The organism is Thioclava sp. JM3, assembly GCF_002213185.1.
Classification (GTDB): Bacteria; Pseudomonadota; Alphaproteobacteria; order Rhodobacterales; family Rhodobacteraceae; genus Thioclava; species Thioclava nitratireducens.
Window position 1 is genome coordinate 366,744 of the sequence record NZ_NBOB01000003.1, and the last position, 23,513, is coordinate 390,256.

Consider the following 23,513-nt stretch of genomic DNA (forward strand, 5'->3'; position numbering starts at 1 on the left):
AACCCTCGAAGGACCGCTCATGCGCCTGTCCCGCTATTTTCTTCCCGTTCTCAAGGAAACCCCCGCCGAGGCGCAGATCGCCTCGCATCGGCTGATGCTGCGTGCGGGTATGATCAAGCAGCAGCAGGCCGGGATCTATTCCTGGCTGCCGATGGGCTTCAAGGTGCTGCGCCGGATCGAGCAGATCGTGCACGAAGAGCAGGCGCGCGCCGGCCACCTCGCAATCCAGATGCCGACGCTGCAATCGGCCGATCTGTGGCGCGAGTCGGGCCGTTATGACGGCTATGGCGAAGAGATGCTGCGGATCACCGACCGGCAGGGCCGCGATATGCTTTACTCGCCCACGGCCGAGGAGATGGTGACCGACATCTTCCGCGCCCATGTCTCTAGCTACAAGCAGCTGCCGCTGACGCTCTATCAGATCCAGTGGAAATTCCGTGACGAGATCCGCCCGCGCTTCGGCGTGATGCGCGGCCGCGAATTCCTGATGAAGGACGGCTACAACTTCGATCTGTCGAAGGAAGACGCGCTGCACGCCTATAACCGCCACCTCGTCAGCTACCTGCGCACCTATGAGCGCATGGGCCTGCAGGCGATCCCGATGCGCGCCGATAGCGGCCCGATCGGCGGCGATTACACCCATGAATTCCTCGTGCTGGCCGAAACGGGCGAGTCGGAGGTGTTCTACGACAGCGAGATCACCGATCTGACCTTCGGCGACCGCGAAATCGATTATGACGACGTGGCGCAGTGCCAGGGCGTGCTGGAGGAATTCACCTCACGCTATGCCCGCACCGACGAGACCCATGACGAGGCGGTCTTCAACGAGGTCCCCGAAGAGCGTCGCCGCGTCGCGCGCGGGATCGAGGTCGGCCAGATCTTCTATTTCGGCACGCAATATTCCGAGGCATTGGGTGCAACCGTTCAGACCCCGGATGGCGCGAAGGTGCCGGTCCATATGGGCTCGCACGGGATCGGCGTGAGCCGTCTCGTCGGCGCGCTGATCGAGGCGAACCACGACGACAAGGGCATCATCTGGCCCGAGGGCGTGACGCCGTTCCATGTTGGCATCGTCAACCTCAAGCAGGGCGATGTCAGCTGCGACAGCGCCTGCGAGGCGCTCTACCGCGCGTTCCTCGACCACGGGCTCGACCCGCTCTATGACGACCGCGAAGAGCGCGCGGGCGCGAAATTCGCCACCATGGACCTGATCGGCCTGCCGTGGCGCATAACCGTCGGTCCGCGCGGGATCGCGGCCAACAAGGTTGAACTGACCTGCCGCCGCACCGGCGAGAGCGAGGAGATGCCGGCTGAAGAGGCGGTCGAGAAGATCGTGGGCATCTATGAAGGGCTTTGATCTGATCCTTGCCGCCAGCGCGGTCGCGGCGGGCTTGCTCGCCGGGCCCGCTCTGGCCGAAGGCACGGGCCAGGGCGCCGGCCAAGGTCTCGTGCCGTGGTCGAGCGATGCGCTCGGTATTTCGGCCAGGGTGCCGAAGGGCTGGACGTCGGACGAGATGCCGGGCGGCGGCATCCTGTTCTCCGCGCCCGATATCGACCCGCACAAGACCGCCCATGTCGCGCTGCGTGCCCATGCCGATGCGGGCGCGAACCTTACGGCCGCGCATGAACAACTCCTGCACACGATCCTGCTCGATGGCGATACGGTGCTGTCGGACGAGATGGCCGAAGACGGGTTTGCGATCCGCTCCAAGGACGTGTTCGGCAAGGTGACGCTGCGCAAGACGCAGCGGCTCGAGTGCGCGGGCGAGGCGGTGCTTGCCTCGGTGCAGACCGATTACCCCGCCGATCTGGCCGAGGCGATGGCACCGCTTCTGGCGGATGTGCCCGGCACGCTGGGCTGCAAATAGGGGGCTCTGCCCCCGCCCGTTCCGGGCGCCCCCGGGATATTTCGACCAAGCCGAAGAGGCGCGCTCTCGCCGCTATGACCGGGCGCAGGCTTGACCTTTCGACCCCGCCGCGCCAGCTTGCGCCGAATTTTCGTGGATGGAGCCGATGGCCGCACGCACTGCCCCGTTTTCCCGTTTCGAGTTCATGATCGCATGGCGCTACCTGCGCGCGCGCCGCGCCGAAGGTGGCGTCTCGGTCATGACATGGATTTCCCTGATCGGCATCGCGCTTGGCGTGGCCGCCCTGATCGCGACCTTGGCCGTGCGCGCGGGCTTTCGCGCCGAGTTCGTCTCGACCATCGTCGGTTCGAATCCGCAGATCACCGTCTATTCCGCACCGATGGAAGTGGCGGAGGGCTCGGGCGTCTATTCCAAGCTGATCCGCGACTATGCCGAGCGCACCGATCGGATCAAGGCGATCCCGGGCGTGGTGAGCGCCGCGCCGGCGGTGCGTGGTCAGGCGATGGTCAGCTTCGGCGATCGTTCCAACGTGGCGGATGTCTACGGTCTGGCGCTTTCGGATCTGAAGAACATCCCCAATATCGCGCATTCCGAAGATGCGCAGGGCGATATCGACAATTACGGTGAAGGCATCGCGATCGGCATCGGCATGGCGCGCGATCTGGGCGTGACGGTGGGCGACACGGTCAAGGTGATTTCGCCCAATGGGGCGAAGACTCCGTCGGGCACAAGCCCGCGCGTGAACGCCTACAAGGTCTCCTATGTTTTCTCGGCCGGGCGTTACGACATCGACCAGACGCGGCTTTATATGCCCTTCAAGGAGGCGCAGAGCTTCTTCAACCGCGAGGGCGGGGTCGATGAGATCGACGTGGACGTGGCCGATCCCGAGCGCATCGCCGAATGGGAGCCCGCGATCATGGATGCGAGCGGCAAGGGCACGCTTTTGTGGACATGGAAGGACGCATCGTCGAGCTTCCTGCGCGCGCTGACGGTCGAAGACAACGTAATGTTCATCATCCTCTCGATCCTCGTGCTGATCGCGTCGATGAACATCACATCGGGACTGATCATGTTGGTGAAGAACAAGGGTCGCGACATCGGCATCCTGCGCACGATGGGGCTTAGCGAGGGTTCGATCCTGCGGGTCTTCTTCCTTTGCGGCGCGTTCACCGGGGTGATCGGGACGCTCGCGGGGCTGGCGATCGGGGTGCTGTTCTCGGTGAATATCGACCACGTCATGGGCTTCGTAAACTGGCTCAATGGCGGCGATGCATGGGATCCGTCGATCCGCGGCATCTACCATCTGCCCGCGAAATTGCAGCCCTGGGACGTGACCAAGGCGGTGACGCTGTCGCTGGCGCTGAGCTTCATCGTGACCATCTTCCCGGCGCGCCGTGCCGCGCGCATGAACCCGGTGGAGGCGCTGCGCTATGAATGACGTGCTGATCTGCGAACAGTTGGAAAAGTGCTACAACCGGGGCAAGCCGAACGAGATCACGGTGCTCAAAGGTCTGGATCTAACCATTCCGAAAGGGCAGGTCGTGGCGCTGGTCGCGCCTTCGGGGGCGGGCAAGTCGACGCTTCTGCATATCGCGGGGCTGCTGGACACGCCCGATTGCGGTCGGGTGGTGATCGATGGCGAGGATCTGACCGGCGCGCGCGACGGCAAACGCACGGCGGCGCGGCGCGAGAAGCTGGGCTTCGTCTACCAGTTTCACCACCTGCTTCCGGAGTTCTCGGCGGTGGAGAATATCGTGCTGCCGCAGCTGGCCAATGGCGTCAGCCGCAAGGCCGCGGAAGAGCGGGCGAAGGACCTCTTGAGCCGCGTCGGTATGGCGGGCCGGATGGATCACCGCCCCTCGGCGCTATCGGGTGGCGAGCAGCAACGTGTGGCGTTCTGCAGGGCGCTCGCGAACGGGCCGAGCCTGTTGCTGGCCGACGAGCCTACCGGCAACCTCGACCCGACCACCTCGGACACGGTGTTCGACGTGCTGATGGGGCTGGTGCGCGAGACGGGCCTGTCGGCGCTGATCGCGACGCATAACATGGAGCTCGCCGCCAAGATGGACCGCGTGTTGCACCTGGAGAACGGCGCGCTGGAGGAGGGGATATGATCGTTTATGGGATTTCGACCTGCGACACAGTGCGCAAGGCGCGCAAGGCCTTGGAAGCGGCCGGGCGCGACGTGGAGTTCCGCGATGTGCGGGCAGAGCCTTTGACGGCGGCTGAGGTCGCAGAATTCGAAAGCGCGTTCGGCGACAAGATCGTCAACCGTGCATCGACGACGTGGCGCAATCTGCCCGAGAGTGAGCGCGAAAAGCCTGTCGCCGTTCTGCTGGGCGAACATCCCGCGCTGATGAAGCGCCCGGTGATCCGCGAGGGCGACAAGCTGACGCTGGGCTGGGCGAAGGGCACGCAGGTCGAATGGCTCTGACTGCGCCCTTGCGCACTTAACGTTGACAAAAGAAAAACGGCGCGCATCCCGTGATGCGCGCCGTTCCAAATCCTTGCCGTCCGATCGCCTGATCAGAGCAGGACCAGATCCGATGCCGAGGAGCGGCCGTCGCGACCCGACTGCAGCTCATATTGGATCTTCTGATTGTCATCGAGCCCCTTGAGACCCGCACGTTCGACAGCAGAGATGTGCACGAACACGTCCTTGCCGCCTTCGTCAGGCGCGATGAAGCCATAACCCTTGGTGGAATTGAACCATTTCACGGTGCCAGTGGCCATTACCGTCTTCTCCTTCGTAGTCTCCCGGCGCGATATTGCGTCCGGGCCGTGCAGCCAGTCTCTTTCGGGTCTTCCGGCTGCCTTTTTCAGAAGCGAGGCGGTAGGAAAGTCTGTAACACACGCGTATTCAAGTCTCTCCGAGAATTGCGAAAATGCAATGACATTCCATGAGGGGCGTAAGCCCCTCACAGGTCTGTGAAAATTAGAGATAGGCCGTTGAATTGGCGATTATTCGCGCAAATCGGGCGGCGTCGATTCGGTGATCAGCTGTGCCACGATCTCGTCGATCGCCACCGTGGAGGTGCGGGTATCGCCGAGCTTGCGGACCGAAACCGTGCGCTCCTCGACCTCTTTCATCCCGATCGCGAAGATATAGGGAACCTTGCCGAGCGAGTGCTCGCGGACCTTGTAGTTGATCTTCTCGTTGCGGGTGTCGGCCTCGGCGCGGATACCGGCGGCGCGCAGCTTCGAGGTCACTTCCAGCACGTAATCGTCGGCGTCGGATACGATCGACGCGACGACCACCTGACGCGGCGCGAGCCAGAGCGGCATCTTGCCGGCGAAGTTCTCGATCAGCATGCCGATGAAACGCTCGAACGAGCCCAGCACCGCGCGGTGCAGCATCACGGGACGGTGGCGCTCGCCATCCGAGCCCACGAATTCCGCATCCAGCCGCTCGGGCAGGTTGGTGTCGACCTGCAGCGTGCCGCATTGCCAGTCGCGCCCGATCGCGTCGGTCAGCACGAATTCCAGTTTCGGACCGTAGAACGCGCCTTCGCCTTCGAAGATCTCGTAGTCGTAACCGGCGGCCTCACAGGCGTTGCCGAGCGCGGCTTCGGTGTAATCCCAGCTCTCATCGCTGCCGATGCGCTTCTCGGGGCGCGTCGACAGCTTGATGCGCCAGTCGGTGAAGCCGAGATCGTCGTAGATCCCCGAGAGGAACTTGATGAATTTCTCGGTTTCCGCCTCGATCTGATCTTCGGTGCAGAAAATATGTGCGTCATCCTGCGTGAAACCGCGCACGCGCATGATGCCGTGCAGCGCGCCGGACGGTTCGTAGCGCGCGCAGGAGCCGAATTCGGCCATGCGCAGCGGCAGGTCGCGATAGGATTTGACGCCCTGATTGAAAATCTGGACGTGGCACGGGCAGTTCATCGGCTTGAGCGCGTTGACCGTCTTTTCGCGTGCATGATCCTCGTCGACTTCGACGATGAACATGTTCTCCTGATAATTCTCCCAGTGGCCCGAGGCTTCCCAGAGCCTGCGGTTCACCACCTGCGGCGTGTTCACCTCGACATAGCCGTCATCGCGCTGCTTGCGGCGCATATAGTCCTGCAGCGCGGTGTAGATCGTCCAGCCGTTCGGGTGCCAGAAGATCTGGCCCGGTGCCTCTTCCTGCATGTGGAACAGGTCCATCTCGCGGCCGAGCTTGCGGTGGTCGCGCTTGGCGGCCTCCTCCATCATCGTGACCCAGGCGTTTAGGTCCTTCTTGGTCTTGAAGGCCACGCCGTAGATGCGCTGCAGCATCGGGCGGCTCGAGTCACCCAGCCAATAGGCGCCGGCCACATGGGTCAGCTTGAACGCATCCGCCGGGACCTGACCCGTATGCTGCAGGTGCGGACCACGGCAGAGATCCTGCCAGTTGCCGTGCCAATACATCCGGATGTCCTCGCCTTGCGGAATCCGGTTGATCAGTTCGACCTTGTAGGGCTCGTTCGTCGCCAGATAATGGTCGATCGCGTGTTTGCGGCTCCAGACCTCGGTCTTGATGGCGTCGCGCGCGTTGATGATCTCGCGCATCTTCTTTTCGATCGCGCCGAGGTCTTCGGGCGTGAAGGGCTCTTCGCGGTCGAAATCGTAGAACCAGCCATTGTCGCGGACCGGGCCGATCGTGACCTTCACACCGGGATAGAGCTCCTGCACGGCGCGGGCCATGATATGGGCGAGGTCGTGGCGGATCAGCTCCAGCGCGGGGCCGTCATCCTGCATCGTGTTGATGGCGATCTGCGCGTCTTCCTGGATCGGCCATTGCAGATCCCAATGCGCGCCATTGACCTGTGCGGAGATCGCTTTCTTCGCCAGCGAAGGTGCGATGGAGGCGGCCACTTCGGCCGGCGTCACGCCTGCGTCGTAGTCGCGCGAATTGCCATCGGGAAAGGTGAGGGAGATCTGGGACATGTCGTCCACCTCGTCGGTTTGGCGCCCACGGAACGCCCGGTTGCGGGATATATGGTTCCAGAGCCTTTTGCGCGGGCAGGGCGCGGCTGTCAATGGGGAGGGGGTGGGGGAGACGTCGCAGGGGGGCTGACCCCGCCCTGCGAGCCCCGGGGATATTGCAACCAAGGCGAGGACCAGAGGCGGCTGCCCCTTCGTGTTGGCGAAAATATCCCGGGGGTGAGGCGCGACGCGCCGAGGGGGCAGCGCCCCCTTGCGCCGGATAGGAAAAAGGCGCCTCTCGGGCGCCTCTCCTTACATCTTGTTGAGCTTGCTCTGCAGATCGGCGAGCTGTTTCTTGATCGCGTCCAGCTCGCCGCGATCGTCGCCATCGTCCGGCGCGGGGCCGGACGAGCCGGCGGTTCCCCAGCCCGCCATCATGTTCTGCAAGAAGGCCTGTTGCTGCGCCTGCAGCGCCTCGAAACCCGGCATCGAGCTCATCGGATTCGGCATCTTGTTCATGTTCTCGAGCATCTGCGAGTGCCCCTCGCGCAGCATCTCGAAAGACGCGGCGAGGAATTGCGGCACCACCGATTGCGCGGCGCCGGTATAGGAGCGCACCAGATCGGTCAGAACATCGACGGGCAGAACGTTCTCGCCGCGGCTCTCGTGCTCGGCCACGATCTGCAGCAGATATTGCCGTGTCAGGTCGTCGCCCGATTTCAGATCGACGATCTGCACCTCGCGCCCCTCGCGGATGAATTTCGCGATGTCTTCGAGCGTCACGTAATCGCTGGTCTCGGTATTATAGAGACGGCGGCTGGCGTAACGCTTGATCAGCAAGGGCTTTTCGTCTGCGGCCATGTGATGCGATCCTCCCCGGATTATGCGTGTGCAGCGATTGTGAGACGCCGCGCTGCCAAAATCAATAAAAGAAAAAGGGCGCGCCGCGAAGGCGCGCCCGAGATACGCAGGGCCGGCTGGGAGGAGGAGGCCGGTGCCCGCGTTGAGGTCTTATTTCGCAGCCGTTGCGGCTTTCTTCGACGCAGCGGTCATGTCGGCGGTCGCCTTCTTGACGGTGGCGGACGCTTCTTCCGACATGTCCTTGCCAGCGGCCATCATCAGCTCGACGGTGTCCATCTGAACCTTTTTCGCGATTTCAGCGAAGGCAGCCATGTTCTCGGCAGCCATCTCGGCGGAAGCCGACGCGAAGTCGCTCATCGCCTTGGCGTAATCGGCGGGCTCTTCCTTGGTCTTGGTCAGGTCGCCCATCTTGTCGAGGGTGCCCTTGGTCCATTTGGTCGAGATTTCGGTCGACTTGCCGGCAGCTTCAAGCGCCACTTTCGACATCTTCTCGCCGAGGGCAGCTTGCGATTTGAACGCATCCTGGAATTTCGAGGTGTCGACGGGGAAGGACGCCATCATGTCCTGCATGATCTTGGTGTAGTCTTGGGTCTTGGCCATGTGAGTGCTCCGTTGGGTTGGGGCCCGTGGTCTGGAACGTTGGCGGGGCCCTTTGGGTTACGCAACGTATATACATGCTGCGGCGCAGCATTTCAAGAGAAGAATTGCTGCGCCGCAGAAAATTCACAACCCAAGCGGGAAGGTTATATCTTTACCATCTCTTTGACGTAAGTGCCGGGCGCGTCTGCCAAAATCGGGTGATCGGCATCGCCGGGCTGGCGTGCGGGCACCATCGCACCGGATTTCTTGGCCAGCCATTCGCCCCAGCGCGGCCACCAGCTTCCCTCGTGAAACTCGGCTTGCGCTTTCCACTCGTTGGGATTCGCGACCGGCGCCTCGGAGGTGTAGTGGCCGTATTTCTTCTTGCTGGGCGGATTGACGATTCCGGCGATGTGGCCCGATTGCGACAGGATGAAGCTCTTGTCCTTCGAACCCATCTTCGCGACCCCGTTGAACGAGGCGACCCAGGGCGCGATATGATCGGTCTCGCAGGCGATCGCCATCAACGGCACATTGACGTCGGAGACCTTGACCGTCTCGCCCAGCACCTCGAAGCCTTCGCGCGCGAAGCGGTCCTTCTGGCAAAGGCCGCGTAGATATTCGACCGCCATCTTGCCCGGCAGGTTCGTCGAGTCGCCGTTCCAGAACAGCAGATCGAAAGCGGGCGGGGATTCCCCCATCATGTAGCTGCGGATCGCAGGCCGATAGATCAGGTCGTTCGAGCGCAGGTAGGAGAAGGTGCGCGACATGAAATAGCTGTCGAGCACGCCGTCGGCCTTGCACTGCCGCTCGATCCCGTCGACGAAATCGTCCTGCAGGAAGACCGCGAACTCGCCCTGATCCGAGAAATCGGTGAGCGTGGTGAAGAAGGTGGCCGAGTTGATCGACTTGTCCTTGCGCTTGTTCAGCAGGCCCAGCGTCAGCGACAGCGTGGTACCCGCGATGCAATAGCCGACCGCGTTGACTTTCTTCTCGCCGGTGATCTTCTTCACCTCGTCGATCGCGGTGAGGTAGCCCTCCTGCACGTAGTCGTCCATGCCGACATCTGCATAGCTCTTGTCGGGGTTCTTCCAGCTGACCACGAAGAGGGTGAAGCCCTGATCGACGATCCAGCGGATCAGCGAGTTCTGCGGCTTCAGGTCCATGATGTAGAAGCGGTTGATCCAGGGCGGGAAGATCAGAAGCGGCGTCTTGTGTACCTTCTCGGTGGTCGGCGTATACTGGATCAGCTCGAACAGACGGTTGCGGTAGATCACCGAACCCTCGGCGGTGCCGATATTCTCGCCCACGGTGAAGGCGTCCTTGTCGGCCAGCGTCACGAGCAGGTCGCCGCGGTTCGCCTCGATGTCGCGCACGAGGTTCTCGAGCCCTTTCACGAGGCTCTCGCCCTCGGTCTCGATCGCCTTTTCCAGCGCATCAGGGTTGGTCGCGAGGAAGTTGGTCGGCGCCATCAGGTCGATGATCTGGCGCGAGAAATACTGGAGCCGCTGACGGTCCACCGGATCCAGGTCTTCGAGCTTGTCGACCGTCTCGCGCACGCCCTGCGCCGCGATCTGATATTGCTGTTTGATATAGTTGAAATAGGGATGGCTATCCCAGAGCGGGTTGGCAAAACGCGGGTCGGAAGGACCCGTGTCCTCGGGTGGGCGGAACGCGCCCTTGGCGAGCGCCTCCTGCGCTTCGAGGTAATGCTTCATCGCCTGACCCCAGTAATTCACCTGGGCTTCGAGGATCTTTGACGGTTTCTCCAGCCATTCGTTCATCATGGCCGCGGAGGAGGAGAAATAGAGATCGGCGCCGGGGCCTTCGAGGGCGGGATTCACGGGGCGCTTCTGAGCGATCGCATCGACCATCCGCTCTGTCAGTTCCTCGATGCGGGCGAGGTTCTCCTGCATCTTCTGCGATGCAGCAATTTTGTCCGTCTCCTCGGTTGTCATGAACGATAATCCTCCCTATCCTCTGAACCAGCATAATATCGCCGCAGTCTTGGGGTAAAGCGGCGTTTCCGTTGCCGAGTGTGCGCGTGGCCGGCCCCGAGGAGTTGCATATGAAAACGATCATGTCCTACGACCTGATGGAAACCTTCAGGAACACGAACGAGTGGATGGGCGCCTCGGCGCGCGCCATGGCGTCCTACCCGGTCTGGGGCCTCGCCCCGCATCCGATGTTCAAGATCATGTCGGCTTGGGGCCGGGTGACGGAACGCTCTTTCGCGCGGATGGTGATCAAGCCCGATTGGGGCATCCATTCGATCGCCGCCGAGGACGGGCGCGATCACCTCGTCGAGGTCGAAACGGTGCTCAACAAGCCCTTCGGCAGCCTCGTGCATTTCAACGTCCACGGCCGCGAGCCGATGGAGCGGCGCATCCTTCTGGTGGCGCCGATGTCGGGCCATTACGCGACGCTGCTGCGCTCCACCGTGGCCTCGCTGCTGCCCGACGCCGATGTCTGGGTGACCGATTGGCATAATGCGCGCGATATCCCCGTCTCCGAAGGCAAGTTCGATATCGAGGACTATACACTCTACCTTGTCGATTTCATGAAAGAGATGGGTCCTGATACCAACGTGATCGCGGTGTGTCAGCCGGCGCCGCTCGCGCTGGCCGCGACCGCCTATCTCGCCGCCGAGGATCCGGCCGCGCAGCCGCGCACGCTGACCCTGATCGGCGGGCCGATCGATCCCGACGCCGCCGCCACCGAAGTGACCGATTTCGGCCGTCGCGTCACGATGGGCCAGCTCGAGCAGATGGTGATTCAGCGCGTGGGCTTCAAATACAAGGGCGCGGGGCGCCTGGTCTATCCGGGCCTGATGCAGCTCGCCTCCTTCATCTCGATGAACATGGACAAGCACGCGCAGGCCTTCCAGGACAAGATCTGGAAAGAGGCCTCTGGCGAAGGATCGGAGCACGACAAGCATTACCGCTTCTACGACGAATACCTCGCCGTGATGGACATGACTGCCGAGTTCTACCTCTCGACGGTCGAGCGTATCTTCAAGGGCCTCGAGATCGCCAAGAACCGCTTCGAGGTCGGCGGCAAGATGGTCGATATCTCGAAGATCACCAAAGTCGCGGTGAAGACCGTTGAGGGTGAGAAGGACGACATCTCTGCCCCCGGCCAATGCGTCGCCGCGCTCGGCCTTTGCTCCGGCGTGCCGGATTCGATGAAGCAACAGCACCTCGAGCCAGGCGCAGGCCATTACGGCATCTTCGCAGGCTCGCATTGGCGCAACAACATCCGCCCGCTCGTGCTCGATTTCATCGACGAGAACGCCGACAACCCGGCGCCCGGGAAGGGGAAGCCCGCGACGGTCACCCCGATCCGGAAAAAGAAGGTGAAGACGGCCGAGGCGGGGTGATCTCGCTCCATGCGAGAGTTTTGGAAAAGCGCTGCTTCGGCAGCGCTTTTTTATTCGCGGTATCGCCATCGTTTTGGCTGGTTTCGGCGCATGATCGGAAAATCACTTTGATATTTCGAGACCGAAATTATGGACGCATTGTTTTTCCCTGTTGTGCTTCTCCTCCTCCTCTTAGTCGCGATCGTAAAATCCCCACGCTTCAAGGGGTTCATCGGAGAGGTTTACGTGAGCAAAGGGCTCGAGAAGCTCGCTGAAGAAGGGGGCATGCATCTCTTCGATGATGTGACCCTGCCCGTGAAGGACGGGACAACACAAATCGATCATGTCCTCATATCGCGGAGCGGCGTGTTCGTTATTGAGACCAAGAACATGAGCGGGTGGATATTCGGTGCGGAGAGGCAATCCCATTGGACGCAGGTTCTTTATAAGAAAAAGACCAAGTTTCAGAATCCGCTGCGGCAAAACTACAAGCACATCAAAGCGATTGAAGACTGTCTTGGTGTAGACGGCAGCAAGGTTCACGGGGTTATCGTCTTCGTTGGTGGAGCGGTTCCGAAAACTGAGTTTCCTCCCAGCGTTCACTGGCGACGGAACTCGATGCTTAACTTTCTGAAGTCTCCCCGCCAAGTAGTACTCACGGAGAGTGAGGTTGAGGCGCTTTGTCAGGCGCTGGAAGGCCGACGGTTCGAGCGGGGTTTGCGGACCACGCAGCAGCACATCAAGAACGTCAGAGCGGCTCGAATTGTATCGCAGGCTTCGACGGATGGGTGCCCGCGATGCGGATCCGCGATGGTCGAGCGCCGTAGCAAGAAGACCGGTGACGTGTTTCTTGGCTGCACGAATTTCCCGAAATGCCGTGGGACCCGGAAAGTCGAAACGCCGAAGGTCGTTGCGTTTTCACGCTAACAATAACGGCGCCTCCAGCCAGTCGCGCAGGTTCTGGGTGATCTTCTCGGGTTGTTCCAGCGGGCTCAGGTGGCCCGCGCCGAGGATCAGGCGGAACTCGGCGTGCGGCATCAGCTCGGCGAGGAATTCGTGCCGGCGGGGCGGGCAGATCTTGTCGTATTCGCCGCACATCAGCAGCGCGCGGGTTTTCGTGGCGCGCAGCGTGCGTTGCAGGTCGGGGCGGCGCATCAGGGCGCGGGACTGCGCCTCGAACGTGTTGGCGCCCAAGCCTGCCGCCATCTCCAGCAGCATCGCCTGAATTTCAGCGCGGCCAGGATCGGGGGCGAGGCTGTCGGCGGGGATTTCTTCCAGCATCATCTCGTCGAGCCGCCCGGTGAGCGCCTTCACGATCCGGGTTTCGCGCGCGGCGGCGATCTGCGGCATCTCGGGCAGGGGGGAGACGTCGAGTAATGCGACCTGGGTCACCCGGTCGGGCGCGCGGCGCAGGATCTCGATCGCGACGACCGCGCCCAGCCAATGCCCGACCAGCGCGAATTGCGGCGGCGCCTCGTCCAAAACCGCCTGTGCCATCTCCTCGATCGTCGTGCCGCGCAGCCGCGCCACCATCACCGAACGCTCGGAAGACAGCTCTTGCAGCGGGTGCCAGAACAGCCGCGCGTCGCACATGAAACCGGGAAGAAAGACCAGCGGGTCGCTTGGCATCGCTCGAAACCTCAATCGCGGCGCGTTTTCGCGCTTCTCGCGTCGAGTGTGCCGCAAGGGCTGAGGTCAAGCAAATCGAAATGCCGCAAGCAGCGGATCACAGCCGGGCCAGCACCTCCGCCAGCGCGGTCTCGATCAGCGCGAGGCAATCGGGGTCCGAGAAGCGGTGATCGGCGCCTTTGACCAGGGTCAGGCGCATGTCCGCGCCCTCGGCATGCTCCAGCAGCCGGATCGCGGTCTCGGTGCTCACGGCCTCGTCGGCGGTGCCTTGCAGGAAGCGCGTGGGGAAGGGCAGCGCCAGCGGGCTGCGCAGCACCAATCGCTCGCGACCCTCGTTGATGAGGCGGCGGGTGATGACATAGGGCTCGCCGTAATCCGACGGGACCGCGATGGAGCCTTCGCTTTCCAGCTTGTGCCGGGTTTCCTTGTCGAAGCTCGCCCAATAGCCGTCTTCGGTGAAATCGGGGGCCGCGGCGATGGTAACGAGGCCCGCGACTTTCTCGGGGTGTTCGCGCGACATCAGGAGCGAGATCCAGCCGCCCATCGAGGAGCCCACGAGGATCTGCGGGCCTTCGGTCTTGGCCATGATCACGTCGCGCGCATCCTCAAACCAGTCGCCGATCGCGCCGTCCTCGAATGCGCCGTCCGAGACGCCGTGGCCGGAATAGTCGAAGCGCAGGAAGGCGCGGCCCTCGCGCTTTGCCCAGTCTTCCAGCGCCAGCGCCTTCGTGCCTTCCATGTCGGATTTGAACCCGCCGAGGAACACCACGCCCGGCCCTTTGCCCTGCGTCAGGTTATAGGCGATGCGGCGGCCTTCTTGGGTCTCGAGATACTCGGTCATCTGCGGTTCCTGCGATCTGTTCGCGCCCAGCCTATAGGGCGGCGCGGATGGCCTCAACCTGTCCGCTTGCGCTCAGTGTGCGGGTTTTTCCTTGCCGGTCACGGCGCGGTAGATCGGCTGGATGATCCGGGTGACGACCGGGATCAGGACCAGCCCGTAGATCAGTCCGAAGACACCGTCGAAGAACGCGGTGACCACCCAGCTGACGACGCCTTCCGCCGTGCCTGCCGCATGGGCGGCGGCTTCGGCCTGATGGTGAATCCAGTCGTAAGGCGCGTGCCAGCCAAGCTCTGCCAGACCGTGCAGCACGATATTGCCGCCGACCCAGATCATCGCGGCGGTGCCGACGATCATCAGCAACTGCATCAATCTGGGCATCACATGCACGATGCCGCGCCCGAACGAACGCGTCGGCCCGAGCTTGCCGTTCTCGGCCAGCCATAGCCCCGCGTCGTCGGCTTTCACGATCAATGCGACGGAGCCATAGACCACCACCGTCACGCCGATCCCGATGATGGCGAGCGCGATAGCCTCCATCCAGATCGGCTGGCCCGAGGGCAGGGCGGCGAGGCCGATGGTCATGATCTCGGCGGAGAGGATGAAATCGGTCTTCACCGCGGATTTGACGCGCTTTTCCTCGAGATGGTCGGCGGTCTCCGCCGCGACATGGCCCTCGGCATCGGGCTCATGCGGTTTGAACAGGTGATAGACCTTCTCCGCGCCTTCGAAACACAGGTACGACCCGCCGAGCATCAGCAAGGGCGTGATCAGCCACGGCGCGAAGGCAGAGAGCAGCAGTGCCGCAGGCAGCAGGAATATCAGCTTGTTCTTGATCGAGCCGAGCGCGATTTTCCCCACGATCGGCAATTCGCGGGCGGGCTTGAAGCCGTGGACATATTTCGGGGTCACCGCCGCATCGTCGATCAGCGCGCCAGCCGCCTTGGAGCCCGCCTTGGCCGCCTGACCTGCCGCATCGTCGATCGAGGTCGCCGCCACCTTGGCGATCCCCGCCACGTCATCGAGAAGCGCCAGCAAGCCACTCATCGCAAACCCTTTCCTCTTCACGCCCACGTGAGCCTAGGGCGCGTCTCCTCAAGCCACAAGCGCGAAGACTTGTTCCCGAATTCTTTCCGGGCGGGCATGAAAAAGGCGCCCGAAGGCGCCTTGATCGCACTATTTCGCTTGGCTTAAAGACCCAGCTTCTGCGCCACGATCTGGTTCACCGCCTTCGGGTTGGCCTTGCCGCCCGAAGCCTTGATCACCTGACCGACGAACCAGCCCGCCAGCTTCGGGTTGGCCTTCGCCTTCTCGACCTGCTCAGGGTTCGCGGCGATCACTTCATCCACGGCGGCCTCGATGGCGCCGGTATCGGTGACCTGGATCATGCCGCGCTCTTCCACGATCTTCTCGGGGTCGCCGCCTTCGGTGTAGACGATCTCGAAGAGGTCCTTCGCGATCTTGCCCGAAATCTTGTCGGACTTGATCAGCCGGATGATCGCGCCAAGCTGCGCGGCATCGACCGGGCTCGAGGTGATGTCGTGGTCTTCCTTCTTCAGGCGACCGAACAGCTCGTTGATGACCCAGTTCGCGGCAAGCTTGCCGTCACCGGCCTCGGCCACCACGGCCTCGAAGTAATCCGCGTTCTCGACCTCTGCGGTCAGCACCGAGGCATCGTATTCCGACAGTCCCAGCTCCTTGACGAAACGCGCTTTCTTCGCGTCCGGCAGTTCGGGCATCGAAGCGCCGATATCGTCGACCCAGGCCTGCTCGATTTCCAGCGGCAGCAGGTCGGGGCAGGGGAAGTAGCGGTAATCATGCGCTTCTTCCTTCGACCGCATCGAGCGCGTCTCGCCCTTGTCGGGATCGTAAAGGCGGGTTTCCTGCACCACTTCGCCGCCGTCTTCGACGATGGCGATCTGGCGACGGGCCTCGTATTCGATGGCCTGCTGAATGAAGCGCATCGAGTTCATGTTCTTGATCTCGCAGCGCGTGCCGAGATGGCTGAAATCCTGCGTTTCCTGATATTTCTCGTAAGCGCCCGGCTTGCAGATCGAGACGTTGACGTCGGCGCGCAGGTTGCCGTTCTGCATGTTGCCGTCGCAGGTGCCCAAGTAGCGCAGGATCTGACGCAGCTTGCCGACATAGGCCGCAGCCTCTTCCGGGCCGCGGATGTCGGGGCGCGAGACGATCTCCATCAGCGCGACGCCGGTACGGTTGAGGTCCACGAAGGACATATGCGGGTCCATGTCGTGGATCGACTTGCCCGCATCCTGCTCGAGGTGGATACGCTCGATCCGGACCTTGCGCGCGACGCCCGGACCCATATCGACGATGATTTCGCCCTCGCCCACGATGGGGTGGTAGAGCTGCGAAATCTGGTAGCCCTGCGGCAGGTCCGGGTAGAAATAGTTCTTCCGGTCGAAGGCCGAGCGCAGGTTGATATCTGCCTTGAGGCCGAGGCCCGTGCGCACCGCCTGCGCCACGCAGAACTCGTTGATCACCGGCAGCATGCCGGGCATCGCCGCATCGACGAAGGCCACGTTAGAGTTCGGCTCTGCGCCGAACTTGGTCGAGGCGCCCGAGAACAGCTTGGCTTTCGAGGCCACCTGCGCGTGGACTTCAAGCCCGATAACCAGCTCCCAATCCGATTTGGCACCGGCAATGACCTTGGGTTCGGGGGCTTGGAATTCGAGATGGTCGAGCATGTCCACATCCTGTCAGTAAAGGCTTGGGCAAGCTTCTAGGACAGGGCAGGGGCGGGGGCAAGAGGGCGACCGCCCCGCAGCGGACGTCAGACCAGCGGCACCCCGTAGGATTCGAAAATCGCGCTGAGCCGGTCGAGCGGCGGCGTCGCCTCGCGCGGCAGGTAGGCGCGACGCCCGTCGCGCAGCGTGACCATGCATTCGTCGCCCGCAAGCTTGCGCCGCCGCAGCCGCGCCGAGTCGATCTGTGCGAGGGGGAACGTGCCCAATTGCCGCCCGTTGCGGTAGACTTCCATTCGCGCAGGCGTGATCCGCAGCAGCCCCGAGCGGTTGCGCATCAGCTTGTACAAAGTGAGGGCGAGATAGATCCACGCGGCGACATGAATCCATGTCGTTGCGGTCAGTTTCATTGCGCCGTAGAGCAGCGCCATTCCGAAGGCGAGCGCAAGATACCCTCCCGCCCGGCGGGCCTGGTGTCGGTATTCAAATTCATTGTCGTCCATGGTCGAGCCTGTCCGCGAAACTGCCCAACGCCCGCAAGTCGCGAGCGTCCGCCTTTCGTAGCGCGAGAACCCGGCACGGATGGGCCGAGAATGCGGCCAATCCGTGGTCTTCCGGGATCGCGCGCAGGCGCCGCGCGGAAATCAGCCCAGTAGACGCTGCGTCATCTCGGACAGGTCGCGGCTGAGGCCCGGCTGGGCGGCGATCCGTTCCAACTCGCTGCGCATCTTCTCGCGCCGGCCTTCGTCATAGCGCGTCCATGTCTCGAAGGCGGTGGACATGCGGGCGGCGACCTGCGGGTTGACCGGATCGAGCTTGAGCAGCCAATCGGCATAGAAGCGATAGCTCGCCCCGTCCGCGCGGTGGAAGCCCGCGTGATTGCCCGACAGCCCCGCCATCAGCGCCCGGAAGCGGTTCGGCGTCTTCCATGTGAAGAGCGGATCGCCGGTCAGCGCCTCGGCGCGCTCCAGCGCCATCTCTGGCGGGCAATTGGCCAGCTGGACGAGGAACCACTTGTCCATCACCAGCCGGTCGCCCTGCCAGCGGTCGCGGAATTCGGCCATGGCGCTCGCATCCTGTCCGGTCTGCACCAGTGCCGCGAGCGCGCCGAAGCTTTCGGTCATGTTCTCGGCCGAGGCGAACAGGGCACCCGCGCGGGCTCCGCCGTCGATGCGGTTCAAAAGCCGCAGAACGGCAAGGCGCAGCGCCCGCGGGCCAGCCTGCTCCGGGTCGGAGCTGTAGGGCGCCGTCGCTTCGGTTTTGGTGAAAATCTCGGCCAGAAGCGTCTTATGCGCAGTCGCAAGATCGCGGGCGAGCGCTTCGCGCGCCTCATGGATCGCCGCAGGATCGGGCGTCTCGCCCTGATCGTAGAGCGCCTGCGCGATGCTGTCCTCGGAGGGCAGGTTCAGACACAGCGCGCGGAAGGCCGGATCGGCGGATTCGTCGCGCAACAGCGCACCCATCGCATCGGAGAAGGACCGGTCACCCTCTTGTCCCAGAACGCGCCCGATCAGCATCTTCTGGGCCAGCGCACGCCCCGCTTCCCATCGGTTGAACGGGTCGCGGTCATGGGTCAGCAGGAAGGCAAGCTCGGACGTGTCGGCGTCGCGCTCCAGCCGCACGGGGGCGGAGAAATCGCGCAGGATCGAGGGCACCGGGCGCGTCGCGAGCCCGTCGAAGGTGAAGCTCTGCCTCGCCTCTGTCATCTCAAGAACGGTGGATGGCACGACCTCGTCGCCATTCTCGTTGAGCAGCCCGACTTCGATCGGGATGTGGCGCAACGGCTTTTCTTTCTGACCGGGCGTGGGGCGCGTTTCCTGTTCGAATTCAAGCGTGTATACGCCGTCCTTGAAGCTGTCGCGCACCCGTAGCGTCGGCGTGCCCGCATCGGTATACCAGCGCTTGAACTGGCTCAGATCGCGGCCCGAGCTGTCCTCGAACACCTTCAGCCAGTCCTCGATCGTGCAGGCCTGCCCGTCATGGCGCTCGAAATAGAGGTCGAGCGCGGCGCGATAGCCGTCGGGCCCCAGCAGGCGGTGCAGCATGCCCACGATCTCGGCGCCTTTCTCGTAGACGGTCGCGGTGTAGAAGTTGTTGATCTCGCGGTAATGATCGGGGCGCGGCGGGTGCGACAGCGGACCGCGATCCTCGCGGAACTGCCGCCCGCGCAGCGCCAGAACGTCGTCGATCCGCTTCGTCGCGTGTCCGCGCATGTCGCCGGTGAACTGCTGGTCGCGATAGACCGTCAGCCCCTCTTTCAGGCACAGCTGGAACCAGTCGCGGCAGGTGATGCGGTTGCCGGTCCAGTTGTGGAAATATTCGTGCGCGATGATGCCCTCGATACGCTCGTAATCGGCATCGGTCGCGGTCTCGGGCGAGGCGAGAACCCATTTGGAGTTGAAAATGTTCAACCCCTTGTTCTCCATCGCGCCCATATTGAAGTCGTCGACGGCGACGATGTTGAAGATGTCCAGGTCGTATTCGCGGCCGTAAACCTCTTCGTCCCAGCGCATCGACCGATGCAGCGCCTGCAGCGCGAAGTCGCAACGGTCTTCGTCGCCCGGACGGACCCAGATATTCGTGGCGACCTCTCGGCCCGACATCGTGGTGAATGTGCCCGAATGCGCGCGAAGGTCACCCGCGACCAGTGCGAAGAGATAGGCGGGCTTGGGCCACGGATCGACCCATTCGGCATAGCCGTCGCGGTTCGCGACCAGATCGCCATTCGACAACAGAACCGGCTGATCGCCGGTAATCGTGACGTGGAAGCGCGCCATAACGTCGGGGCGGTCCGGATAGAAGGTAATCTTGCGGAATCCCTCGGCCTCGCATTGTGTGCAATACATGCCGTTCGACATGTAAAGCCCCTCCAGCGCGGTGTTTTTCGACGGTGCGATCCGCGTCACGGTCTCCAGCGTGAAGTCTCGTGCCGGCAGAATATCCGCCGGGAGCGTAAGGCCGGTCTTGCTGAGTTGGTATTCGCCGGAGGCCAGCTCGCGCCCGTCCAGCGCAATCGAGACAAGCTCCAGCTCCTCCCCATCGAGATGCAGCGCCGCCACCGCTTCCCGCGGAGAGAAGGCTAGGCGCGCGCGTACTTCTGTCGCGTCCGGATCGAGCGTGAAATCGAGCCCCACGCTCTCGAGCGTGAAAGGATACGGGCGGTAGTCGATCAGGCGCTTGGGAAGGGCTTGGGTAGCCGTCGTGTCGGCGGGCATTCTTGCGATATTCCTCGTTATTCTCGGCTTGTGTGACGTGGAGCGTTTCGGCGCGAAGGCAAGCGCGCCTTCTGGGTATCGCCTCCTGTTTCGGGCGGGCGCGATCCGGTTTCGCCTCAGTCACGCAGTTCAGTGCCAAGAGTATCCGTCCCGCGCGCCGTTTTCAAAGCGGTTTCGCCGGCAGGGCCGGGCGGTTCGCTGCCGACGGGCTGAACCCGAACCGGGACGACCGCGTTACCCGAAGTGAAGGGGGCCGGATCGATGCGCTCTGCGCCACGGCCCCGACAGGACACTATCGAAGATGGAAGGAGCAATCCGATGTCCGCACCGAATACGAATACAAATGGCGAGAAGAAGAGGCATGCCCCCGCCCTGATCGGCATGGCCATGGTCGTGATACTGGGCGTGGCGGTGATCCTCGTATGGATCGCGATGGCCGCAAATTCCCCGCAACCGACCGGGGCGGGTGCAGACCAGACAGAGGCGCCCGCCGCGACGCAGAACGCCCCGAAAACCGAAGGCGTCGTGCGCTCGGAGCCGCCATCGGCGCCGCTTGACGGGCTTGGCACCTCGACCACCCAGGCGCCCGCGACGACCGGGGTCGGCGAAGGCGGGGTCAATGGTGAGGCAACGCCGGGCGATACGATACAGCAGTAACTCCGGGGCGACGACTGTCGCGCCACAAAAGTGATATCAGCGCCGATGCCTCGGCGGGCGGGGTTCGAAAAGCCCCGCCTGCCGAGGCATGCGCGGTTCTCCTGACCGCTTTTCCGGCTTCGCGCCTTCCCGCGTGCTTTCCGTAATCCGCTGGACATTCGCGCCCAGCGGTTTCATCTAATACGCGTCTGAGAAAACGGGAGGCATCATGGCACAGCGGGTCGCGCGAAACGAACTGCAGGTGGCGGTCGAACTGGCCGCTTTCATCGAGGATCAAGCTTTGCCAGGGACCGGCGTCGCGCCGGAGCGCTTCTGGGAAGGGCTCTCGGAACTGTTGCATACGCTGGGGCCGAAGAACCGTGCGCTGCTCGAGACGCGCGAGTCGATCCAGTCCAAGCTCGACGATTGGCATTCGCATCGCCGCGCCGAAGGCTTTGATTTCGAAGACTATAAATCCTTCCTGCGCGAGATCGGTTATCTCCTGCCCGAAGGCGACGATTTCAAGATCGAGACCCCCGAGACCGATCCCGAATTCGCCACCGTCTGCGGTCCGCAGCTCGTCGTTCCGATCACCAATGCCCGCTACGCACTCAACGCCGCGAACGCCCGCTGGGGCAGCCTCTATGATGCGCTTTACGGCACCGATGCGCTTGGCGATCTGCCGCAGGGCAAGGGCTACGATCCCAAGCGCGGCGCCCGCGTGATCGAGCGTGCCAAGGCGTTTCTCGACGAAGCCGTGCCGCTTGCGGGCGGAAGCTGGACCGACGTGACCGCGCTGCGCGTGGAGAACGGCGTGTTCTTCGTGGAGAACGCGGTGGGCGAGACGGGGCTGGCCGATCCGGCGCAGTTCCTCGGGTTCAACATCTCCGACGAGGGCGCGCTGTCCGAAGTTCTTTTGGAAAACAACGGGCTGCATCTCGTGATCGAGATCGACCCGACCACCGAAGTCGGTCAGGCCGATCCTGCCGATATCGCCGATGTCATCCTGGAGGCCGCGGTCAGCACGATCATGGATTGCGAGGACTCGGTGGCTTGTGTCGATGCCGAGGACAAGGTTCTCGCCTATGGCAACTGGCTGGGCCTGATGAAGGGCGATCTGCGCGAGAACGTCGTGAAGAACGGCGAGAAGACCGTGCGGCGGCTCGAGGGCGATTACCAGTTCACCGGCGGCGGTGGCGAGGTGATCACGTTGAAGGGCCGCTCGCTGATGCTGGTGCGCAATGTCGGCCACCTGATGACCACCCCCGCGATTCTGACCCGCGACGGCGAAGAAGCCTATGAGGGGCTGATGGATGCGATGGTCACCACGCTCTGCGCGATGCATGACCTCAAGAAGACCGAAGGGCCGCGCAACTCTGTCACGGGCTCGGTCTATGTGGTGAAGCCGAAGATGCACGGCCCCGAAGAGGTCGCCTTCGCGACCGAGATTTTCGACAAGGTCGAAGAGGTTCTGGGCCTGCCGCGCTACACGGTGAAGCTTGGCATCATGGACGAGGAGCGCCGTACCTCGGTCAACCTCAAGGAATGCATCCGCGCCGCGAAGAACCGTGTGGCCTTCATCAATACCGGTTTCCTCGACCGCACCGGCGACGAGATCCACACCTCGATGCAGGCCGGTCCGATGCTGAGCAAGGGCGAGATGAAGTCTCAGCCCTGGATCGAAGCCTACGAGGATCGCAACGTCGATATCGGTCTGGCCTGCGGGCTCGCCGGCAAGGCGCAGATCGGCAAGGGCATGTGGGCGATGCCCGACAAGATGGCCGATATGCTCGAGGCCAAGGTGAACCATCCGCTCGCGGGCGCGAACTGCGCCTGGGTGCCGTCGCCGACGGCGGCCACGCTGCACGCCACCCATTACCACAAGATCGACGTGAAGCGCCGCCAGCAGGAAATCGCCGCGATGAACCGTCCGGCGCGGCTCGACGATTTGCTGACGATCCCGCTCGCGCGTGGGAAGAACTACTCGGAGGAGGAAATCCGCACCGAGATCGAGAACAACGCGCAAGGCATCCTCGGCTATGTCGTGCGCTGGGTCGATCAGGGGGTGGGCTGCTCCAAGGTGCCCGACATCCATGACGTCGGCCTGATGGAAGACCGTGCGACCTGCCGGATTTCCAGCCAGGCGATCGCGAACTGGCTCGAGCATGGGCTGGTGAGCGAAGGCCAGGTGATGGAGGCGCTGCGCAAGATGGCCAAGGTCGTCGACCGTCAGAACGAGGGCGATCCCAACTACCGCCCCATGGCGCCCGGCTATGACGGCTTCGCGTTCCAGGCAGCGTGCGACCTGTGCTTCCTCGGCACGGTCCAACCCTCGGGATATACGGAACCGGTGCTGCATCAGCGCCGCCTGCAAGAGAAGGAGGAACGCGCATGATCACGCTCGAACAGGCGCAGAAGATGATCGAGACCGCGCTGGCGCAAGGCGCGGAAGACGGGCTGAAACCGCTCTCGGCGATCGTGCTGGATGCGGGCGGCCACCCGCTGGCCTTCGCGCGCGCCGATGGCGCGGCGCCGGGCCGCTTCGATATTGCGCAAGCCAAGGCTTACGGCGCGGTGATGCTGGGGATGGGCGGCAAGGCGCAGATGGCGCGGGCCGAGGCGCAGGCCTATTTCATGGCCGCGGTGAACGGCATCTATGACGGCAAGACCTGCCCGGTGCCCGGCGGCGTTCTGATCCGCGACGAGAGCGGCGCGGTGATCGGTGCGATGGGCGTCACCGGCGATACCTCGGACAATGACGCCAAGGTGGCCGTGGCCGGGATCGAAGCCGCGGGCTTCACCGCCGAGGACTGATCACCCTGCCAAGGTTTGATTTCGGGCGGTCCGGCAGGCGATGCCGGGCCGCCCGCGCCGTCTCTGCCCTCGCTCGGGCCATTGACGCGACCTGCGCGCTCTGGCAGGGGAGAGCGCAAA

The 23,513-nt window shown here is 63.3% G+C and carries 21 protein-coding genes; 10 read left to right on the forward strand and 11 right to left on the reverse strand.

Annotation, left to right across the window (positions count from 1 at the left end; translation table 11 throughout):
• The first annotated feature begins 19 nt into the window (after positions 1–19).
• From proS to B6V73_RS07700, 5 genes are all read left to right on the forward strand, one after another.
• A complete protein-coding gene (gene proS, locus B6V73_RS07680) occupies positions 20–1,357 on the forward strand; it encodes a proline--tRNA ligase (protein WP_075775521.1) in 1,338 nt (445 codons plus the stop codon).
• Positions 1,344–1,868, forward strand: a complete 525-nt coding sequence (locus B6V73_RS07685) for a hypothetical protein (protein WP_088724926.1) — start codon at positions 1,344–1,346, stop codon at positions 1,866–1,868. The genes proS and B6V73_RS07685 overlap by 14 nt, the downstream gene beginning before the upstream one ends.
• Positions 1,869–2,013: 145 nt before the next feature.
• A complete protein-coding gene (locus tag B6V73_RS07690) occupies positions 2,014–3,306 on the forward strand; it encodes a lipoprotein-releasing ABC transporter permease subunit (protein ID WP_088720312.1) in 1,293 nt (430 codons plus the stop codon).
• Positions 3,299–3,982 (forward strand): ABC transporter ATP-binding protein, encoded by a 684-nt coding sequence (locus B6V73_RS07695; protein WP_088724927.1) that lies wholly within the window; start codon positions 3,299–3,301, stop codon positions 3,980–3,982. The genes B6V73_RS07690 and B6V73_RS07695 overlap by 8 nt, the downstream gene beginning before the upstream one ends.
• Complete coding sequence (locus B6V73_RS07700; protein WP_088724928.1) at positions 3,979–4,302, forward strand: ArsC/Spx/MgsR family protein; 324 nt, start codon at positions 3,979–3,981, stop codon at positions 4,300–4,302. Before B6V73_RS07695 ends, B6V73_RS07700 begins: the two co-directional genes overlap by 4 nt.
• A 92-nt stretch (positions 4,303–4,394) precedes the next feature.
• On the opposite strand, the gene B6V73_RS07705 is transcribed toward B6V73_RS07700, so the two are convergent.
• The 5 genes from B6V73_RS07705 to phaC form a co-directional block, all read right to left on the reverse strand.
• Positions 4,395–4,601: a cold-shock protein gene (locus B6V73_RS07705; RefSeq protein WP_075775516.1), complete on the reverse strand. Its 207-nt coding sequence runs from the start codon at positions 4,599–4,601 to the stop codon at positions 4,395–4,397.
• Positions 4,602–4,829: 228 nt separating this feature from the next.
• Positions 4,830–6,779 carry a threonine--tRNA ligase gene (thrS, locus tag B6V73_RS07710; protein ID WP_088724929.1) on the reverse strand — a complete coding sequence of 650 codons (1,950 nt, stop codon included), beginning with the start codon at positions 6,777–6,779 and terminating at the stop codon, positions 4,830–4,832.
• A 291-nt stretch (positions 6,780–7,070) separates the two neighbouring features.
• Complete coding sequence (gene phaR, locus B6V73_RS07715; protein ID WP_088720270.1) at positions 7,071–7,619, reverse strand: polyhydroxyalkanoate synthesis repressor PhaR; 549 nt, start codon at positions 7,617–7,619, stop codon at positions 7,071–7,073.
• 150 nt (positions 7,620–7,769) lie between these two features.
• On the reverse strand, positions 7,770–8,219 hold the full coding sequence (locus B6V73_RS07720) for a phasin, PhaP (RefSeq protein WP_075775513.1): 450 nt from the start codon (positions 8,217–8,219) through the stop codon (positions 7,770–7,772).
• 143 nt (positions 8,220–8,362) lie between these two features.
• Positions 8,363–10,156 carry a class I poly(R)-hydroxyalkanoic acid synthase gene (phaC, locus tag B6V73_RS07725; protein WP_075775512.1) on the reverse strand — a complete coding sequence of 598 codons (1,794 nt, stop codon included), beginning with the start codon at positions 10,154–10,156 and terminating at the stop codon, positions 8,363–8,365.
• A 110-nt stretch (positions 10,157–10,266) separates the two neighbouring features.
• On the opposite strand from phaC, the gene phaZ reads away from it, so the two are divergent.
• Positions 10,267–11,577 (forward strand): polyhydroxyalkanoate depolymerase, encoded by a 1,311-nt coding sequence (gene phaZ, locus B6V73_RS07730; RefSeq protein ID WP_075775511.1) that lies wholly within the window; start codon positions 10,267–10,269, stop codon positions 11,575–11,577.
• Between the two features lie 129 nt (positions 11,578–11,706).
• Positions 11,707–12,483 carry an NERD domain-containing protein gene (locus B6V73_RS07735; protein WP_088724930.1) on the forward strand — a complete coding sequence of 259 codons (777 nt, stop codon included), beginning with the start codon at positions 11,707–11,709 and terminating at the stop codon, positions 12,481–12,483.
• Here B6V73_RS07735 and B6V73_RS07740 read toward each other — a convergent pair.
• The 6 genes from B6V73_RS07740 to pepN form a co-directional block, all read right to left on the reverse strand.
• Positions 12,475–13,185, reverse strand: a complete 711-nt coding sequence (locus B6V73_RS07740) for an alpha/beta hydrolase (protein ID WP_075775509.1) — start codon at positions 13,183–13,185, stop codon at positions 12,475–12,477. The two genes, B6V73_RS07735 and B6V73_RS07740, sit on opposite strands and share 9 nt — an antisense overlap.
• A gap of 97 nt (positions 13,186–13,282) precedes the next feature.
• Positions 13,283–14,026, reverse strand: coding sequence for an alpha/beta hydrolase (locus B6V73_RS07745; RefSeq protein ID WP_088724931.1), 744 nt, complete (start codon positions 14,024–14,026; stop codon positions 13,283–13,285).
• 72 nt (positions 14,027–14,098) lie between these two features.
• Positions 14,099–15,070, reverse strand: coding sequence for a DUF808 domain-containing protein (locus B6V73_RS07750; RefSeq protein ID WP_088724932.1), 972 nt, complete (start codon positions 15,068–15,070; stop codon positions 14,099–14,101).
• Positions 15,071–15,213: 143 nt separating this feature from the next.
• Positions 15,214–16,731 (reverse strand): Asp-tRNA(Asn)/Glu-tRNA(Gln) amidotransferase subunit GatB, encoded by a 1,518-nt coding sequence (gatB, locus tag B6V73_RS07755; protein ID WP_075775506.1) that lies wholly within the window; start codon positions 16,729–16,731, stop codon positions 15,214–15,216.
• A gap of 86 nt (positions 16,732–16,817) precedes the next feature.
• Positions 16,818–17,231: a hypothetical protein gene (locus B6V73_RS07760; RefSeq protein WP_075775505.1), complete on the reverse strand. Its 414-nt coding sequence runs from the start codon at positions 17,229–17,231 to the stop codon at positions 16,818–16,820.
• A gap of 141 nt (positions 17,232–17,372) precedes the next feature.
• Positions 17,373–19,943, reverse strand: coding sequence for an aminopeptidase N (gene pepN, locus B6V73_RS07765; RefSeq protein ID WP_088724933.1), 2,571 nt, complete (start codon positions 19,941–19,943; stop codon positions 17,373–17,375).
• A gap of 318 nt (positions 19,944–20,261) precedes the next feature.
• On the opposite strand from pepN, the gene B6V73_RS07770 reads away from it, so the two are divergent.
• The 3 genes from B6V73_RS07770 to B6V73_RS07780 all read left to right on the forward strand — a co-directional run bounded on the left by B6V73_RS07770 (position 20,262) and on the right by B6V73_RS07780 (position 23,393).
• Complete coding sequence (locus tag B6V73_RS07770; protein WP_088724934.1) at positions 20,262–20,600, forward strand: hypothetical protein; 339 nt, start codon at positions 20,262–20,264, stop codon at positions 20,598–20,600.
• Positions 20,601–20,808: 208 nt separating this feature from the next.
• Positions 20,809–22,974 carry a malate synthase G gene (locus tag B6V73_RS07775; RefSeq protein ID WP_088724935.1) on the forward strand — a complete coding sequence of 722 codons (2,166 nt, stop codon included), beginning with the start codon at positions 20,809–20,811 and terminating at the stop codon, positions 22,972–22,974.
• Complete coding sequence (locus tag B6V73_RS07780; protein ID WP_075775501.1) at positions 22,971–23,393, forward strand: heme-binding protein; 423 nt, start codon at positions 22,971–22,973, stop codon at positions 23,391–23,393. The genes B6V73_RS07775 and B6V73_RS07780 overlap by 4 nt, the downstream gene beginning before the upstream one ends.
• Positions 23,394–23,513: the final 120 nt, after the last annotated feature.

Coding starts and splice junctions, on each gene's coding strand:
- proS (WP_075775521.1), top strand. CDS start 20: ATGCGCCTGTCCCGCTATTTTCTTCCCGTTCTCAAGGAAACCCCCGCC.
- B6V73_RS07685 (WP_088724926.1), top strand. CDS start 1,344: ATGAAGGGCTTTGATCTGATCCTTGCCGCCAGCGCGGTCGCGGCGGGC.
- B6V73_RS07690 (WP_088720312.1), top strand. CDS start 2,014: ATGGCCGCACGCACTGCCCCGTTTTCCCGTTTCGAGTTCATGATCGCA.
- B6V73_RS07695 (WP_088724927.1), top strand. CDS start 3,299: ATGAATGACGTGCTGATCTGCGAACAGTTGGAAAAGTGCTACAACCGG.
- B6V73_RS07700 (WP_088724928.1), top strand. CDS start 3,979: ATGATCGTTTATGGGATTTCGACCTGCGACACAGTGCGCAAGGCGCGC.
- B6V73_RS07705 (WP_075775516.1), bottom strand. CDS start 4,601: ATGGCCACTGGCACCGTGAAATGGTTCAATTCCACCAAGGGTTATGGC.
- thrS (WP_088724929.1), bottom strand. CDS start 6,779: ATGTCCCAGATCTCCCTCACCTTTCCCGATGGCAATTCGCGCGACTAC.
- phaR (WP_088720270.1), bottom strand. CDS start 7,619: ATGGCCGCAGACGAAAAGCCCTTGCTGATCAAGCGTTACGCCAGCCGC.
- B6V73_RS07720 (WP_075775513.1), bottom strand. CDS start 8,219: ATGGCCAAGACCCAAGACTACACCAAGATCATGCAGGACATGATGGCG.
- phaC (WP_075775512.1), bottom strand. CDS start 10,156: ATGACAACCGAGGAGACGGACAAAATTGCTGCATCGCAGAAGATGCAG.
- phaZ (WP_075775511.1), top strand. CDS start 10,267: ATGAAAACGATCATGTCCTACGACCTGATGGAAACCTTCAGGAACACG.
- B6V73_RS07735 (WP_088724930.1), top strand. CDS start 11,707: ATGGACGCATTGTTTTTCCCTGTTGTGCTTCTCCTCCTCCTCTTAGTC.
- B6V73_RS07740 (WP_075775509.1), bottom strand. CDS start 13,185: ATGCCAAGCGACCCGCTGGTCTTTCTTCCCGGTTTCATGTGCGACGCG.
- B6V73_RS07745 (WP_088724931.1), bottom strand. CDS start 14,026: ATGACCGAGTATCTCGAGACCCAAGAAGGCCGCCGCATCGCCTATAAC.
- B6V73_RS07750 (WP_088724932.1), bottom strand. CDS start 15,070: ATGAGTGGCTTGCTGGCGCTTCTCGATGACGTGGCGGGGATCGCCAAG.
- gatB (WP_075775506.1), bottom strand. CDS start 16,731: ATGCTCGACCATCTCGAATTCCAAGCCCCCGAACCCAAGGTCATTGCC.
- B6V73_RS07760 (WP_075775505.1), bottom strand. CDS start 17,231: ATGGACGACAATGAATTTGAATACCGACACCAGGCCCGCCGGGCGGGA.
- pepN (WP_088724933.1), bottom strand. CDS start 19,943: ATGCCCGCCGACACGACGGCTACCCAAGCCCTTCCCAAGCGCCTGATC.
- B6V73_RS07770 (WP_088724934.1), top strand. CDS start 20,262: ATGTCCGCACCGAATACGAATACAAATGGCGAGAAGAAGAGGCATGCC.
- B6V73_RS07775 (WP_088724935.1), top strand. CDS start 20,809: ATGGCACAGCGGGTCGCGCGAAACGAACTGCAGGTGGCGGTCGAACTG.
- B6V73_RS07780 (WP_075775501.1), top strand. CDS start 22,971: ATGATCACGCTCGAACAGGCGCAGAAGATGATCGAGACCGCGCTGGCG.